The 15,357-nt window shown below is 72.9% G+C and carries 11 protein-coding genes; 5 read left to right on the plus strand and 6 right to left on the minus strand.

All coding sequences use genetic code 11. The features are described from left to right. Positions 1-93: 93 nt before the first annotated feature. The 3 genes from rfbB to Cph01nite_RS06880 all read right to left on the minus strand — a co-directional run bounded on the left by rfbB (position 94) and on the right by Cph01nite_RS06880 (position 3,363). Entirely contained in the window at positions 94-1,089 is a 996-nt protein-coding gene (gene rfbB, locus Cph01nite_RS06870; RefSeq protein WP_203672583.1) for a dTDP-glucose 4,6-dehydratase, read from the minus strand. 106 nt (positions 1,090-1,195) lie between these two features. Further along, on the minus strand, positions 1,196-2,266 hold the full coding sequence (locus Cph01nite_RS06875; RefSeq protein WP_203672584.1) for a glycosyltransferase family 2 protein: 1,071 nt from the start codon (positions 2,264-2,266) through the stop codon (positions 1,196-1,198). Beyond that, positions 2,263-3,363 (minus strand): glycosyltransferase family 4 protein, encoded by a 1,101-nt coding sequence (locus tag Cph01nite_RS06880; protein WP_203672586.1) that lies wholly within the window; start codon positions 3,361-3,363, stop codon positions 2,263-2,265. The genes Cph01nite_RS06875 and Cph01nite_RS06880 overlap by 4 nt, the downstream gene beginning before the upstream one ends. 79 nt (positions 3,364-3,442) lie before the next feature. Here Cph01nite_RS06880 and Cph01nite_RS06885 point away from each other — a divergent pair, with 79 nt between their 5' ends. From Cph01nite_RS06885 to Cph01nite_RS06900, 4 genes are all read left to right on the plus strand, one after another. Further along, on the plus strand, positions 3,443-4,375 hold the full coding sequence (locus Cph01nite_RS06885) for a class I SAM-dependent methyltransferase (RefSeq protein ID WP_203672588.1): 933 nt from the start codon (positions 3,443-3,445) through the stop codon (positions 4,373-4,375). A gap of 97 nt (positions 4,376-4,472) precedes the next feature. Further along, complete coding sequence (locus Cph01nite_RS06890; protein WP_239069098.1) at positions 4,473-5,315, plus strand: ABC transporter permease; 843 nt, start codon at positions 4,473-4,475, stop codon at positions 5,313-5,315. After that, entirely contained in the window at positions 5,312-6,517 is a 1,206-nt protein-coding gene (locus Cph01nite_RS06895; protein ID WP_203672590.1) for an ABC transporter ATP-binding protein, read from the plus strand. Before Cph01nite_RS06890 ends, Cph01nite_RS06895 begins: the two co-directional genes overlap by 4 nt. Continuing rightward, positions 6,514-9,027: a glycosyltransferase gene (locus Cph01nite_RS06900; RefSeq protein ID WP_239069099.1), complete on the plus strand. Its 2,514-nt coding sequence runs from the start codon at positions 6,514-6,516 to the stop codon at positions 9,025-9,027. Before Cph01nite_RS06895 ends, Cph01nite_RS06900 begins: the two co-directional genes overlap by 4 nt. A 102-nt stretch (positions 9,028-9,129) precedes the next feature. On the opposite strand, the gene Cph01nite_RS06905 is transcribed toward Cph01nite_RS06900, so the two are convergent. The 3 genes from Cph01nite_RS06905 to lhgD form a co-directional block, all read right to left on the minus strand. Then, positions 9,130-11,187: a LasA N-terminal domain-containing protein gene (locus Cph01nite_RS06905; protein WP_203672594.1), complete on the minus strand. Its 2,058-nt coding sequence runs from the start codon at positions 11,185-11,187 to the stop codon at positions 9,130-9,132. Continuing rightward, positions 11,184-11,789 carry a hypothetical protein gene (locus Cph01nite_RS06910; protein WP_203672596.1) on the minus strand — a complete coding sequence of 202 codons (606 nt, stop codon included), beginning with the start codon at positions 11,787-11,789 and terminating at the stop codon, positions 11,184-11,186. The genes Cph01nite_RS06905 and Cph01nite_RS06910 overlap by 4 nt, the downstream gene beginning before the upstream one ends. A 91-nt stretch (positions 11,790-11,880) precedes the next feature. Beyond that, positions 11,881-13,068: an L-2-hydroxyglutarate dehydrogenase gene (lhgD, locus tag Cph01nite_RS06915; protein WP_239069100.1), complete on the minus strand. Its 1,188-nt coding sequence runs from the start codon at positions 13,066-13,068 to the stop codon at positions 11,881-11,883. 202 nt (positions 13,069-13,270) lie between these two features. Here lhgD and Cph01nite_RS06920 point away from each other — a divergent pair, with 202 nt between their 5' ends. Continuing rightward, a complete protein-coding gene (locus tag Cph01nite_RS06920; protein ID WP_203672600.1) occupies positions 13,271-15,331 on the plus strand; it encodes a DUF7657 domain-containing protein in 2,061 nt (686 codons plus the stop codon). Positions 15,332-15,357: the final 26 nt, after the last annotated feature.

Below are 15,357 nucleotides of genomic sequence, written 5' to 3' on the forward strand. Positions count from 1 at the left end.
ACCCGCGCCGCGCGGGGGAGTGGCGCACGGGCGTCGTGGAGGATCTGTGCAGATGCCCCCACCTGGGGCGTCACTCCCCGCGGCGGGCCTCGGTCAGCGGCCGAGGACGGCGTACTTCGCCTCGGTCGCGTCCTTCTGCGGGCGCCACCACGCCTCGTTCGCGCGGTACCAGTCGATGGTCGCGGCCAGGCCGTCGGGGAACGTCGTGTACCGCGGCTCCCAGCCGAGCTCGGTGCGCAGCTTGGTGGCGTCGATCGCGTAGCGCAGGTCGTGGCCCGGGCGGTCGTTCACGTGGTCGTACGCGTCGGGCGACTGCCCCATCAGCTCGAGAATGAGCTCGATGACGGTCTTGTTGTCCTTCTCGCCGTCGGCACCGATGAGGTAGGTCTCCCCGAGGCGGCCCTTCTCGATGATCGACCACACCGCCGAGTTGTGGTCCTCGACGTGGATCCAGTCCCGCACGTTCTCGCCCGTGCCGTACAGCTTGGGGCGCACCCCGTCGATCACGTTGGTGATCTGCCGCGGGATGAACTTCTCGACGTGCTGGAACGGCCCGTAGTTGTTCGAGCAGTTGGAGATCGTCGCGCGCACGCCGAAGCTCCGCGCCCAGGCGCGGACCAGCAGGTCGGACGCGGCCTTGGTCGACGAGTACGGGCTCGAGGGGTTGTACGGCGTGTCCGGCGTGAACTTGGCCGGGTCGTCGAGCTCGAGGTCGCCGTAGACCTCGTCGGTGGAGACGTGGTGGTAGCGCACGTCGTACCGCCGGACGGCCTCGAGGAGCTGGTAGGTGCCGATGACGTTCGTCCGCACGAACGGCCACGGGTCGTGCAGCGAGTTGTCGTTGTGCGACTCCGCCGCGAAGTGCACGACGAGGTCCGCGTCCTTCACGAGCCGGTCGACGATGTCCGGGTCGGAGATGTCGCCCTTGGCGAACGTGACCTTGCCGTCGACCGGGTCCAGGCTCCGCTCGTCGCCCGCGTACGTGAGGGCGTCCAGGACCGTGACGTGCACGTCCGGCCGCTCCCGCACCGTCTGGTGCACGAAGTTCGAGCCGATGAAGCCGGCTCCGCCGGTGACGAGCATGCGCATGGACAGGTTCCTTCGCGGGAGTCGAGGGGAGGCGTGGGCGGCGCCACACACTACCGCGGACCGTCGCGCGGGTGCGAGGTCGTCGGCCCGGCAGGGGCGGCGGCGGTCAGGACCGGTACGTGTACCCGCGGGTCGCGGGCACCAGCAGGTCCTCGACGCGGGCGCGGGGCACGCGGGCCGCCCGTCCGACGCGCCGCCGCTCCCGCAGCAGCCCGGGCAGCATGCACCCGTACGACGCCAGCGCGCGGACGCGCGTGCGCACCAGGTCCCACCGGCGCCGACGGACCGCCAGCGACGCCGTCGTGACGACGTAGCGCGCCAGCGCGCGCAGGGCCGTGCGCGCCGTGGCGTCCTTCGTCAGCAGCGCCAGCCGGTTGCGGGCGTCGTGGAAGCGGAAGAAGTCGCTGCCCTCGCCCGCGGACGCGGCGTGCACGTGCTCGACGACCGCACCCGGGCAGTGCTCCACGCGGTACCCGGCCAGGCGCAGCCGCCACGAGAGGTCGGTGTCCTCGTAGTACATGAAGAAGGACTCGTCGAACAGGCCGACGTCCCGCAGCGCCGAGGTGCGCAGCACGGCGGCGGCACCGCTGAACCCGAACACGTCAGGCCCGGGTGCGTGACGCGCGTGGTCGGCGAGCCACCCGCGGTCCTGCCCGAACCCGTCGGTGCGCACCTCGTTGCCGGTCGAGTTGACGAGGCGCACGGCGCCCTCGGGGTCGGGCACCCACCGGCCGTCCGGGCCGTGCACCACGCCTGCCGCGTCCTGCTCGTCGGGTCCCGCCGCGCGGAACCGGGCGGCGAGGAGCACGGTCGCCGCCATCGCCGCGACGTCGTCGGGGGCGTCGTCCAGCGCGCGGACCAGGGCGCGGACGGCGTCGGGCGCGACCACGGCGTCGTTGTTGACCAGGACGACGTACCGCGAGCGGACGTCGCGCAGCGCGAGGTTGTTGCCCGCGGCGAACCCGAGGTTCCGCGGTGCGCGGACGAGGCGCACCTCCGGGTACTCGTCCGCCACCACCCGGGCCGTCGCGTCGCGGGACGCGTTGTCGACGACGACGACCTGCATCCGCAGCCCGTCCAGGCGCTGGGCGCCCAGGCTGTCGAGGCACGTGCGGACCAGGCCCTCCGCGTCGTACGTGACGGTCACGACCGTGACGTCGGGGTCGGGTGCCGTCACGCCAGCACCCGCCGGTACGCGGCCAGCGTGGCGTCGGCCGTGGCGTCCCACGTGAACCGCGCGGCCCAGGCGGCCCGCGCCGCCCGCGCGGTGTCCCCGTCGTCGGCGTCCAGGACGTCCTGCAGCGCGCCGGCGAGCGCCGTGACGTCGTACGGGTCGGCGTAGGTCGCGTGCGGGCCGCCGACCTCGCGCAGCGCCGGCACGTCGCCCGCGAGCACGGGGCGGCCGGCGGCGAACGCCTCGAGCACGGGCAGGCCGAAGCCCTCGTCGAGCGACGGCAGGAGCACCGCCCGTGCCCCGGCGACCAGGGCGCGCAGCTCGGCGTCCTCGAGCCACCCGGTCCGCACGACGTCGGCGCCGGCCCCGGCCGCGGCGTCGCTGCCCGCCTGCCCGGCGAGGACGAGGGTCGGGGTGCCGGGGACGTCCGCCCGCAGCGCACGGTGCGCCGCGAGCAGCCGCGCGAGGTTCTTGCGCGGCTCGAGCGTGCCGACGAACAGCACGTACTCCTCGGGCAGCCCGTGGTCCCGGCGCCAGGCCTCACCCGGGGGTCGCGCGTCCGACCACCCGGGGTCGACGCCCAGCGGCGTCACGCTCACGCGCTCCGGGTCGAGGGCGTAGTGCTCGCGCACGGCCGCCGCGGTGGCACCCGACGGCACGAGCACGTGCGCACCGCGCGCCAGCGCCCGCGGCACGAGGGTCCGGTACCGCGCCGCGTCCGCGCTGACGGTCTGCGGGAGGTGCACGTACGCGAGGTCGTGCACGGTCACCACCTCGCGCGCGTGCCGGGTGGGCGGGGAGACGAAGTTGGTGCCGTGCACGAGGGAGGTGCGCCCCACGAGTGCCTCGACCGGCGGCACGTCCCAGCGCGCCCACGCCTCCCGCAGGACGCGGGCCGGCACGGGGGGCCCGACCTGGCGCACACCGTCCGGCAGGCCGCGCACCCGGCCGCCGCGCAGGCTCCACGTCATGACCTCGAGCCGGGCGTCCACGTCGGCCCGGCGCACCGCCGCCGGCAGCGCGTCCAGCACGCGGGCCACGTAGGTCCCGATGCCGGTGCGACGGCCGAGCAGAGGGGTCCCGTCGAGCGTGATGCGCACGCGGCGATGCTCTCACGGGTGACCGTGCGCGGTGCCCCGCTTCGGTAGCATCGGCACCCCGGACCGAGGAAGGCAGCCGATGCCCACGTATGACACCGTCGTCGACGAGGCTCTCGAGGACAACTCGCACGCCTACCTCGTGCGGCTCGTGGGCCCCGGCAAGCGCGTCCTGGACGTCGGGTGCGCCACGGGGTACCTGGGCGAGGTGCTGAAGCGACGCGGCTGCGAGGTCGTGGGTGTCGAGATCGACCCGGCGGCCGCGGCCCAGGCCGCCGAGGTCCTCGACGAGGTGCTCGTCGCCGACCTCGAGCAGGTGGACCTGCTGGACTCGTTCGAGCGGGGCAGCTTCGACGTCGTCGTCTTCGGGGACGTGCTGGAGCACCTGCGCGACCCGCTGCGGCTGCTGCGGACGTGCGTGGGCCTGCTGCGCCCCGGCGGGAGCGTCGTCGTCTCCGTCCCGAACGTCGCCCACGGCGCGGTGCGGCTCGCGCTGCTGCAGGGCCGGTGGACGTACCAGGACCGGGGGCTGCTCGACCGCACCCACGTGACCTTCTTCACACGCGTGTCCCTGCTGCGTCTGATGAGCGACGCGGGCCTCGCGGTGGTCGACCTGTGGCCGACCCACGCCGACGCCCTGGCCACCGAGGTGGCCGTCGACACGTCGGCGCTCCCGGAGGGGTCGCTGGAGTGGGTGCGCCGGCAGCCCGACGCGGACGTCTACCAGTTCGTGCTGCGGGCGGTCCTCGACGACCGCGACGGTGCGGTGGCGCGGCTGCACGCGCAGGTCGAGGCGCTGGTCCTCGAGCGCGACTCGGCCCGCGCCGAGGCCGGGACGGTGCGTGCGCACCTCGACGACGTCGAGCGCTCCGGCGCGGAGGCGAAGGTCCGTGCGGAGCGGGCCGAGGCCGAGGTCGAGGCCCTGTACGCCACCCGCGCGATGCGCGCGCTGCGGGCGCCCCGTCAGGTCTACGCACGTCTGCGACGGCCGTCGCGGGACCGTCCTGGGCGATAGGCCCCGCTGCGTCGCCTAGGATCGGGCCCATGCTTCGACCCCTCACCCCGGGGCCACGTCCCGGGAACGTCGGCATGTGCGCGCAGGTGACGGCGGCGTGAGAGATCCCGTCCGGACGCGTCGCATGCGCGAGCTGCTCATCAACCTCACGATGCGTGAGGTCAAGGGGCGCTACAAGCGCACCGCCCTGGGGAACCTGTGGTCGCTGATCAACCCGATCGCCACGATGGTCGTGTACACGGTCGTCTTCGGCGTGTTCATGCGGGTCGAGATCGAGCCGAGCCGCACGGGCCTGCACGTCTTCGCGCTCTGGCTGATGTGCGCCCTGATCCCCTGGACGTTCTTCTCGGCCGCGCTCATGACAGGCCTGAACTCGATCGTCGCCAACGCCAACCTCGTGAAGAAGGTCTTCTTCCCGCGGGAGGTGCTCGTCGCCTCGAGCGTCTTCGCCCTCGACGTGACCACGGCGATCGAGCTCGGCGTGCTGGTCGTCGCGCTGACGCTGTTCGGCCAGATGCTCCTGCCGTGGCTGCCCATGGTCGTGGTGCTGCTCATCCTGCTGACCGCCATGGCGCTGGGGTTCGCGCTCATGCTCTCGGTCGCCAACGTGTACTTCCGTGACACCGAGCACTTCGTGGCGATCCTGCTGCAGATCTGGCTCTACGCGACGCCGATCATCTACCCGCTGTCGCTGGTGCGCCGAGCCGAGGGCGACCTCAACGGCTGGCTCGCCCAGCACGGCCTGTCCTTCCCCCTCGTGGCCTTCTGGGAGCTCAACCCGATGCTGCACTTCACGCAGGCGTTCCGGGCCGTGCTCTACGAGGAGACGTGGCCGTCCCAGACCGACATGATCTGGTGCGTGTCGTCCGCCGCCATCGTCCTGTTCATCGGCTGGCGGGTCTTCCGCCGCTTCGAGCCGAGGATGGCGGAGGAGCTGTGAGCGAGATCATCGAGGTCGACGGGGTCTCCAAGCGCTTCCGGATGTACCGCGAGCGCAACCAGTCGCTCAAGGCCTCGCTCATGCGTGGCCGCCGCGCCAAGTACGACGAGTTCTGGGCGCTGCGCGACGTCGGGTTCTCCATCCCGCAGGGCTCCACCTTCGGGCTCATCGGCGAGAACGGGTCCGGCAAGTCGACGCTGCTCAAGTGCCTCGCACGCATCCTCGTCCCCGACGAGGGCTCGATCACCGTCGGTGGCTCCGTGGCGGCGCTCCTCGAGCTCGGGTCCGGGTTCCACCCCGAGCTCACGGGCCGCGAGAACGTCTACCTCAACGGCTCCATCCTGGGCCTGGGCAAGCGCGAGATCGACCGCAAGTTCGACGAGATCGTCGACTTCGCCGGCATCGAGACCTTCATCGACCAGCCCGTGAAGAACTACTCGTCCGGCATGTACGTGCGCCTCGGCTTCTCCGTCGCGATCAACGTCGACCCGGACATCCTGCTCGTCGACGAGGTGCTGGCCGTCGGTGACGCCGCGTTCCAGGCCAAGTGCATGGAGAAGTTCGCGGAGTTCCGGGCCGCGGGCAAGACCGTCGTCATCGTCAGCCACGCCATGGGCTCGATGCGCACCATGTGCGACCACGTCGCGTGGCTCGACCACGGCCGCCTCGTGCAGTCGGGTCCGGCGACGTCGCTGGTCGACGAGTACGTGGACGCGACCCACGTCGAGCGCGCCGTGCAGGGCGACCAGCCCGAGCACGAGACCGGCCGGCACGGGTCGGGCGAGGTGACGGTCGAGCGCGTCGAGCTCATCGACGGCGACGGCCAGCCGGTCACGACCCTGCGCACCGGCGACCCGATGCGGATCCGCGTGCACTACGACGCCCACGAGCGGGTCGACAAGCCGGTGTTCGGCCTGGCCGTCGAGACCCTCGAGGGCGTCTACGTGTGGGCGTACCACACCCGTGACGGTGGCCTGGAGATCGACGCGGTCTCCGGCAAGGGCTCGGTCGACTGCGTCGTGCCGGCCGTGCCGCTGCAGCCGGGGACGTTCGACGTGATCGCGTCGGTCGTGGACTGGACGACGCAGCACACCTACGACCTGCGGCGCAAGGTCGTGCGGTTCGACGTGGAGGCCGGGTCACCGCGCGAGTCGGGCGGGATCGTGGCCATGGGGGCGACATGGACGAGGGAGAGCACGTGAGCAGCACGAAGGGCCGGACGGGGGAGATCCGCCGCGGCGTGGTCACCGTCGTCCTCGTGAACTACAAGGGCGCCCAGGACACGATCACGGCGCTGCGTGCCTTCGACGACGTCGACTGGCCGCGTGAGCAGCTCGAGCTCGTGGTCGTCGACAACGACTCGCAGGACGGCAGCGTCCAGGAGATCCGGGCGGCGGTGCCGGAGGCCCTCGTGGTCCCCGCCGGCAGCAACACCGGGTTCGCCGGCGGCTGCAACCTCGGCGTGCGCCACGCGACCGGTGAGTACGTCGCCTTCCTCAACAACGACGCGCGGCCGGGCCGCGAGTGGATCCGTGCCGCGGTCGAGGTGCTGGCCGCCGACCGCACCGTCGGTGCCGTCGCCAGCAAGGTCCTCGACTGGGAGGGCGAGCGGATCGACTACGTCGACGGGTCGCTCACCTGGTTCGGCATGGGCTACAAGCGTGAGGTCGAGAGCCTCGACACCGGCGAGTGGGACACCGCCAAGGACGTGCTGTTCGGCACGGGCGCGGCGATGTTCATGCGGACGGAGCTGTACCGCGACGTCGGCGGGTTCGACGAGCGGTTCTTCATGTTCTACGAGGACGTGGACCTCGGCTGGCGGCTGAACCTGCTCGGGTACCGCGTGCGGTACGTGCCCGGCTCGGTGGCGTACCACAAGCACCACGTCACGATGAAGAAGTTCGGCAACTTCCGCGAGACGTACCTGCTCGAGCGCAACGCGCTGATGTCGATGTACAAGAACCTCGACGACGAGTCGCTGGCCCGGGCGCTGCCCGCCGCGATGGCGCTCGCGGTGCGCCGGTCGTTCGCCCGCGTCGACGTCGACACCTCCACGCTCGACCTGCAGCGGTCGCCGGGCAACGACGACGTCGGGACGCTCGAGCTGCCGAAGATGGCGCTGACCGGCCCCTACGCGATCGACTACTTCGTCGACCAGCTCGAGTCCCTCGCCCAGACGCGCAAGGACCTGCAGGTGCGCCGCCGCCGGCCGGACACCGACCTGTTCCCCCTGTTCCGGCAGGCGATGGAGCCCGCGTACGCCATCGACAGCTACCTCGAGGCTCACCGCGTGCTCGTCGAGGCGTTCGACGTGGCGTCCCGGTTCGAGACCCGTCGCCGCGTGCTCGTGGTCACCGGGGAGCCGCTGAAGTCCACGATGGCCGGCCCGGCGATCCGGGCCTGGGAGATCGCACGGACGCTGAGCACCGAGCACGAGGTCCGTCTCGCGTCGACCAGCGGCAACGCGATCGAGCCCGAGGGCTTCACGGCGGAGTACATCTACGGCAAGAAGCTCGTGGACGCCACGGAGTGGGCCGACGTCATCATCTTCCAGGGGTTCCTGCTCGAGGCCGCGCCCTGGCTCAAGGACAGCGACAAGATCGTCGTCGCCGACATCTACGACCCGATGCACCTCGAGCAGCTCGAGCAGGCCAAGGACCAGGGTCCCGGCGGCCGCGAGATGGCGGTGCGGGAGACGACCCGGGCGCTCAACGAGCAGATCGCCCGTGCCGACCTCATGCTGTGCGCGTCGGACAAGCAGCGCGACTTCTGGCTCGGGCAGCTCGCCGGGCAGGGGCGCGTCAACCCGGCCGTGTACGACGAGGACGAGTCGCTGCGGTCGCTGCTGTCGGTGGTGCCGTTCGGCATCGCCGACACGGACCCGGTGCAGCGGCGCCACGCGATCAAGGGCGCGACCGAGGGCATCTCGGTCGACGACAAGGTCATCCTGTGGGGCGGTGGGATCTACAACTGGTTCGACCCCCTGACGCTCATCCGCGCCGTCGACGTGCTGCGCCGCGAGCACCCCGAGGTGCGCCTCTACTTCATGGGCCTCAAGCACCCGAACCCGGGCGTCCCGGAGATGAAGATCGCCTGGCGCACGCGCGAGCTGGCGGCCGAGCTCGGCCTGGTCGACAAGCACGTGTTCTTCAACGAGGGCTGGGTGCCCTACGACGAGCGGGCGGACTACCTGCTCGACGCGGACGTCGGCGTGTCGACGCACTTCGAGCACATCGAGACCGCGTTCAGCTTCCGCACCCGCATCCTCGACTACCTGTGGACCACGCTGCCGATCGTCGCGACCAGCGGCGACACCTTCGGTGAGCTCATCCGCACGCACGACCTGGGCCGTGTGGTGCCGCCGCAGGACGTCGACGCCCTCGTCGAGGCGCTCGAGCAGATGCTGTACGACCAGCCGGCGATCGACGAGGTGCGCACCAACGTGCGCGCGTTCGCGGAGTCGTACCGCTGGGAGCGGGTGCTGCAGCCGCTCGTGGAGTTCTGCCGCGCACCCCGGCGTGCGGCCGACCTCACGAGCAGGCTCGGCCCCGTGACGACGGCGATGTACGTGTCGCCCCCGCCGCCGATCTCCGTGCGCGGTGACCTCCACCTGCTGCGTGAGTACATGGCGCAGGGCGGGGTGCGCGAGGTGGCGCGCCGGGCGGCCGGTCGGGTCCGGCGGCTCACGGGCTCGGGGCCGGGCTCGCGCTGACGGAGTCCGCGCCGGCGCTCGCCGCGCCGGCACCACGAGGGCGGGGCCCGGGCACCAGGTGCCCGGGCCCCGCCCTCGTCGTCGTCCGTCAGGTGCCGTCCGTCAGGACGTCGTGAACGTCCGGCAGCCGACGTCCGTGTGGGGCCCCCCGGCGGTGTCGATCGAGTAGACGCACACGGTGTGCCGACCCGGTGCGAGATCTCGGCTGTGCGTGTACCCACGCTGCGGCGAGGTCTGGTGCGCGGCAGCGACGTCCGGCCGTGGCAGGTTCGCCGACAGCGCGACGCCGACCCCGTCGACGTAGATGTGGACCTCGTTGGGGCTCGCCGTGTCCGGGTCCCACGTCCAGCCGCTGACGGTCATGCGCGACCCGTCCACCTGGAGCACGTCGATGAAGCCCATCGGCCGGGCGTTGGTGATCGCGAAGCTGCGGCACCCGAGCAGCGTGTTCGCCCCACCCGCGGTGTCGATCGCGTACACGCACGCCTGGTGCTGACCGGGGGCGAGCGTGCGGGTGTCGCTGAACCCGCGAGCGGGGGACACGCCGAAGGCGGCAGCGACGTCCGGCCGGTTCTGGTCGGCCCACACGGACACCCCGACACCGTCGACGTACACGTGCGCCTCGGTGCGGGCGTCCGTGTCGGGGTCGAGCGTCCAGCCCCACACCGTGGCACGCGAGCCGCTGACGCTGACCCCGTCGAACGAGCCGATGGGCGGCCTCGAGGCTCCGACGACGACCGTCCGGCAGTCGAGGAGGGTGTTCGCCCCGGCTGCCGTGTTGATCCCGAACACGCAGACGCTCCGCGCGCCGGGCTTGGCCTTGACGGTGTGGGTGAACCCGTGGTTGTCGCCCCGGCCGTGCGCGGCGTTCAGTCCGGCGACCGGGCGGTCGGCGCGCACGGCGACCCCGACGCCGTCGACGTAGATGTGCGCCTCGGTGGGTGCGCTGGTGTCGGGGTCGAGCGTCCAGCCGACGACGGTGAGCGAGTCGGGACCGGCGGTCACAGAGGTCACGGCCCCGATGGGGACGGCGTCGGGCACGACGACGGTCCGGCAGTCCAGGAGCGTGTTGTTCCCCGGTCCCGAGGAGATGCCGAAGGTGCAGACGGAACGGGGCCCCGGGGCCGCCGGGACGGTGACGAGGAAGCCGTGCCGGTCACCCTTCCCGTATGCCGCCGCGACGTCGGGCCGGGAGCGATCGGCCATCGCCGAGGTCCCTACCCCGTCGACGTAGACGTGCACCTCCGTCGACGCGGAGGTGTCGGGGTCGAGCGTCCACCCGGACACCGTGAGCGTGGTGTTGGTGGCGGTCACCGCCTCGACGACGCCGATGGGGTCGGCGCCGTCCGGGCGGCCGAACCAGTCCGTGAAGTAGTTCCAGAAGTTGCGGTTGCCGTACGAGGAGCACGCGTCGCCCGTGCCGTACCCGGCAGCGAGCGCCGCCGCGTTGGGCTGGTACGGCGTGTAGTTGTACAGGCTGGCGGTCGCCTGGTTCTGGATGAGCACCGGGGAGCTGCCGCACGCCGCGTTGGGGTGGAACCGGACGTTGTTGACCATGCCGGCGCGGTGCGCGTACCGGGTCGGGTTCAACGCGTAGTTGTTGAGCTGCCACGCCGCCTGGTACAGCTGGTTGTAGAAGCCGTAGTAGCGCGTGTCGCAGGGTGCGGTGTCCGGGCAGCCGAACCCCATCGCCTTCTGGTAGCGCGAGGCCGTCAGCGAGCTGCCGGAGGCCGTGATGAGCCCCTGCTCCTTCTGCAGCATCACCAGCAGCACCCGGGGGTTGATGCCGCACGCCTGTGCGACCTTCGTGATCACGGCCGCCGCCGATTCGTTGCCGGCACCGACGTACGTCCCGCGGCACCGGTCGTCCGCGGGGCGGGTCCAGGTGTCGAAGCGCGCCGTCCGCAGGCAGGGGGTGCCGTCGTTGCCCGGACGGCAGCTCGGGGCACGGGCGTCGAGGAACGCCTGGACGTCGGCCGCGCTCATCGCGCCGCTGGCGACGAAGGTGGCGTCCGAGATGATGTACCCGGGCCGGAACTGCGTCAGGTCGGCCGCTGCGGCGCCGCTCGCCGTCGTGACGCCGACCAGTCCGGAGACGAGCAGCACCAGCGCGAGGAGCGACCTCGTGGCGCGACGGGGCGAGGTGCGACGTTCTGTCATGGGATGTCCATCGGCGGGACATCGCCCCGACCTGAGGCATTCGACCCGACGTACTCGACGGTCCCCGACCACGTGCCGCTGGAGAGCCGTGCGCGCGGGACGCTCAGACCGTCGCAGCTGACGGTGCTCGCGTCCGCCACGGTGGGGACGCTCACCTCGGCGGACGCGCCGCGGGGGCCGGTCAGCCGCAGCGTGCACGTGCCCGGCGTGAGGGTGGCGGCGTAGGCGCCGACCTCGGCTGCCGAGGTGGTCGTGTTCCAGCCCGAGAAGGTCACCACGACGTCCACCGTGGTGGCCGGCTGTCCCGGTGCCCCGTCCGCGGGCGCCGGCGCGGCACCGCCCGACGCCTCCGGGGTGGGGCTCGTCGCAGGGGCGGGCGTCGCGGTGGTCGTGCTCGTGGGCGTCGTGCCCGCGGCCGTGGGGCTCGCCGTGGCAGGGCTCGCCGAGCGCGTGGGGTCGTCCGTCGCCTGCGGCGTCCCCGTGGTGCAGGCGCCGAGCAGGAGGCCCGCGGTGACCACGAGCACGGGGGGCACGAGGCCGTGGCGGCGCGCACGCACGGGACGGGACGTCGGACGGGGGGTGCGGGGAAGCGGCGCGGTCATGGTCTCTCGGTCCGGGCGGTGGGGTGTCGCGCCCACGCTAGCGCCGAGCAGGGACCGCCCCCGGGGGTGCGCCCCGGTGTGTCGCCGACCGTCAGCCGATCGCCGCGTCGAGCTCCCGCTCCAGGTGGGCCGCGATCTCGAGCGCTGCCGTCGCCGCGGGGGACGGTGCGTTGAGCACGTGCACCTGGCGGGGCGCGCTCTCGACGAGGAAGTCGTCGACGAGGCTGCCGTCGCGGTGCAGGGCCTGCGCGCGCACGCCGGCCGGGGCCGGCGCGAGGTCCTCCGCGCGGATGCCGGGCACCAGCTGCGCCAGGCTGGCCGCGAACAGCCGCCGCGACGCCGACCGTGCCATCTCCTTGGCCCCGGGCACCACGTTCCGGGCGGCCAGGCGCCACAGCCCGGGCCAGGCGAGCGACTGCGCGAGCTCCGCGGGCACGACGTCGCGCCACCGGTAGCCCTCACGGGCGAGCGCCAGCACCGCGTTGGGCCCGGCGTGGACGCCGCCGTGCACCGAGCGGGTCAGGTGCACGCCGAGGAACGGGAACCGGGGGTCGGGCACCGGGTACACCAGGCCGCGCACGAGGTGCTCCTGCGCCGGGACGAGCTCGAAGTACTCGCCGCGGAACGGCACGATGCGGGCGTCGGGCTCCAGCCCGGACCGGCGCGCGAGGAGGTCGCTGTGCAGCCCGGCGCACGAGACGAGGGCGTCGACGCGCTCCTCGCCGCGGGACGTGGTCAGCCGCACCGTGTCCCCGACGGTGGTCGCCCGCTCCACGGCCGTGCCGACGCGGACCTCGCCGCCGTGCTCGCGGACCTCGTCGGCCAGCGACCGGCAGACGGCGGGGTAGTCGATGATCCCGGTGGCGGTGACGCGCAGCGCCTCGACGGCGCGCACGTAGGGCTCGTGCTCGCGGGCCTCGGCCGGCGAGAGCAGGTGCGCGTCGATGCCGTTCTCCTCGGCGCGTCGGGCGAGCCGACGCAGGCCCGGGACCTGCTCGGCCGTCGTGGCGACCACGAGCTTGCCGGTCCGCTCGTGCGCGATGCCCCGCTCGCGGGCGTACGCCAGCATCGACTCCGCCCCGGCGCGGCTCATGCGCGCCTTGTGGCTGCCCGGTGCGTAGTACAGGCCCGAGTGGACCACGCCGGAGTTGCGTCCGGTCTGGTGGCCGGCGAGCTGCTCGTCCTTCTCCAGCACCAGCACCTCGTCGCCGCGCCGTGCGAGGCGGGCCGCCGTCGCCAGTCCCACGATGCCGCTGCCGACCACCGCGATACGCGCCACGTCGTCCGTCCCGTCCTCGTCGTCGGCCCGAGCGGCCGGCGCCATCCTAGTCGCGCCGTCGCGGCCGTCGACGGCCCGTCGGTCCCACGGCGGGACGGGGCGTGCGCGGTGCCCCCCGGGCGGCCGACGGTGGACGTGGACGTCGCCACGGGCCCCGCCGTCTATGATCGGTTGCCGTTCCGTCTGTCAGCCGAAGGACGCCGTGACCGAGAAGACCGAGGTTCCGACATCGTCGTCGGCGACCGATCCGACCGTGCCCCGCGCACCGGTCCCCGGGGCGACGGCCCGCGACCGCTGGGACGCGTGGACCGGGCCCCGCCCGGACGGCCTGCCCCGCGTGCGGGTGCTCCTCGCGTACCCCGCCCTCCTGCTCGTCGTGCTCGTCGGCCTCGTCGCCGCCGGACTGTCGGGCACGTCGACGGGCGTCGTCCACGGCTGGTTCGAGGAGGGGGCGGACGGCAACCTCGTGGCGTTCGAGCCGCAGGCGATCCGCAGCGACGAGTGGTCCGTGCAGACGACCTACACCGTGTCCCAGGTGCAGGAGGGGCTGCCGCTGCACAACGACACGCTCCCCGGCGGCGTCGACATGTCCCTCAACTGGGAGGCGCCGTACGCGGAGTGGTCCGCCGCGTTCCGCCCCCACAACCTGGGGTTCTTCGTCCTGCCGTTCGACCAGGCGTTCGCGCTGAAGTGGTGGCTGCCGGGACTCGCCCTGGCCGCGGCGGCCTACATGCTCCTGGTGTCGGTGCTGCCGCGACGGCCGCTCGCCTCCGCCGCGCTCGCCACCGCGTTCCTGTTCTCCCCGTTCTTCCAGTGGTGGTACATCCCGCAGACGCTGTGGCCCGTCGCGTGGGCGCTGCTGACGATGACGGCGATCGTGTGGACGACCGCGCTCGCGCCGGCACGTGCGCGCTGGCTCTGGGCGCTGCCGGTCGGCTACGTGACCGTGACCGCGGCGCTCGGCATCTACGCGCCCTTCCTCATCCCCGTCGCGTACGTCACCGCCGCCTTCGGCGTCGGCTGGGTGCTGCGTCGCGACGGCACCGGGACCGTCCGCGACCGGCTGCGACGCGTGCTGCCGGTCCTGGCCGGCGGTGCGGCCGGTGGGGTGGTCGTCGTCGTCTTCCTGCTCACGCGGTGGTCGACCATCGAGGGGTTCCTCGGGACCGTGTACCCCGGGCAGCGGCTCACGCCGCCCGGTGAGGCGCTCGCGGACCCCGACCGGCTCGCCGGCTTCCTCGGGGTGTTCTCCCTCGCGCTGCACGGCGGGGGGTCGCACGGGATCCGCCCGAACAGCTCGGAGGCGTCGACGTTCGTCTTCCTGGGGGCGTTCGTCGCACTCGGAGGCGTGTGGCTCCTGCTGCACCTGTGGCGCACCCGTTGCGTCGTCGACGCGCCCCTGGTCGCCGCCCTCGCGTGCGGGGTGCTGTTCGCCGCGTTCCTCTACGTGCCCGGCTGGGCCCCGATCGCGCACCTGCTGCTGCTGGACCGCGCCACACCGGGACGCATGCTCATCGGGCTGGGTCTGCTGTCGCTCCTGCTCGTGGCGCTCGTCGTGCGCGCGCTGGACGTGCACGACCTGCGCGCACCGTGGTGGGTGGCCGTCGCCGGCGGGGTCGTCGTGCTCGGCTCGCACGCGGTGCTCGCCGACCGTCTGTCGCACCGGCCCGGGGCGCTCGAGGCCTCCGGTCCCTGGTGGCTGTTCGCCCTCGTCCTGGCGGCCGCGGTCGTGCTCGTCCTGCGCCGGCGCCTGCTGCCCGGGGCCGTCGCCTACCTCGCGCTGAGCCTCGTGTTCGGTGCGTGGGTCAACCCGCTGTACCGCGGCGTGTTCGACCTGCGCGAGACCGACGTCGCCCAGGCGGTCAGCACGCTCGACGAGCAGGTGCCGGGCAGGTGGGTCGGCGTCGGCGACGCGATGGTCGGGCCCATCCTCACCGCCACGGGCGTCGGCGCGTTCAACGCGTTCCAGGGTGCCCCCGACGTCGACACCTGGCAGCGGCTCGACCCGTCCGGCCGGTACGAGGTGCACTGGAACCGCTTCGGCAACGTCGGCTGGATCGTCGACGACGAGGCGCCCCGCATCTCCAACCCCGCGCCCGACCAGGTCCGCGTCAACTTCGACTCCTGCGCCCGCTACGAGCAGTCCGAGATCACGCACGTGCTCTCGGACCGGCCGATCGAGCAGCCCTGCCTGCGCCTCGTCGACGAGGTCGACGAGCCCGTCACCACGTTCCACATCTACCAGGTCGTCGCACGTCCCTGACGGGCTCGACGCCCGCGGTGCACCAC

Origin of the sequence: Cellulomonas phragmiteti (assembly GCF_016862775.1) — a bacterium.
GTDB classification, from domain to species: Bacteria; Actinomycetota; Actinomycetes; order Actinomycetales; family Cellulomonadaceae; genus Cellulomonas; species Cellulomonas phragmiteti.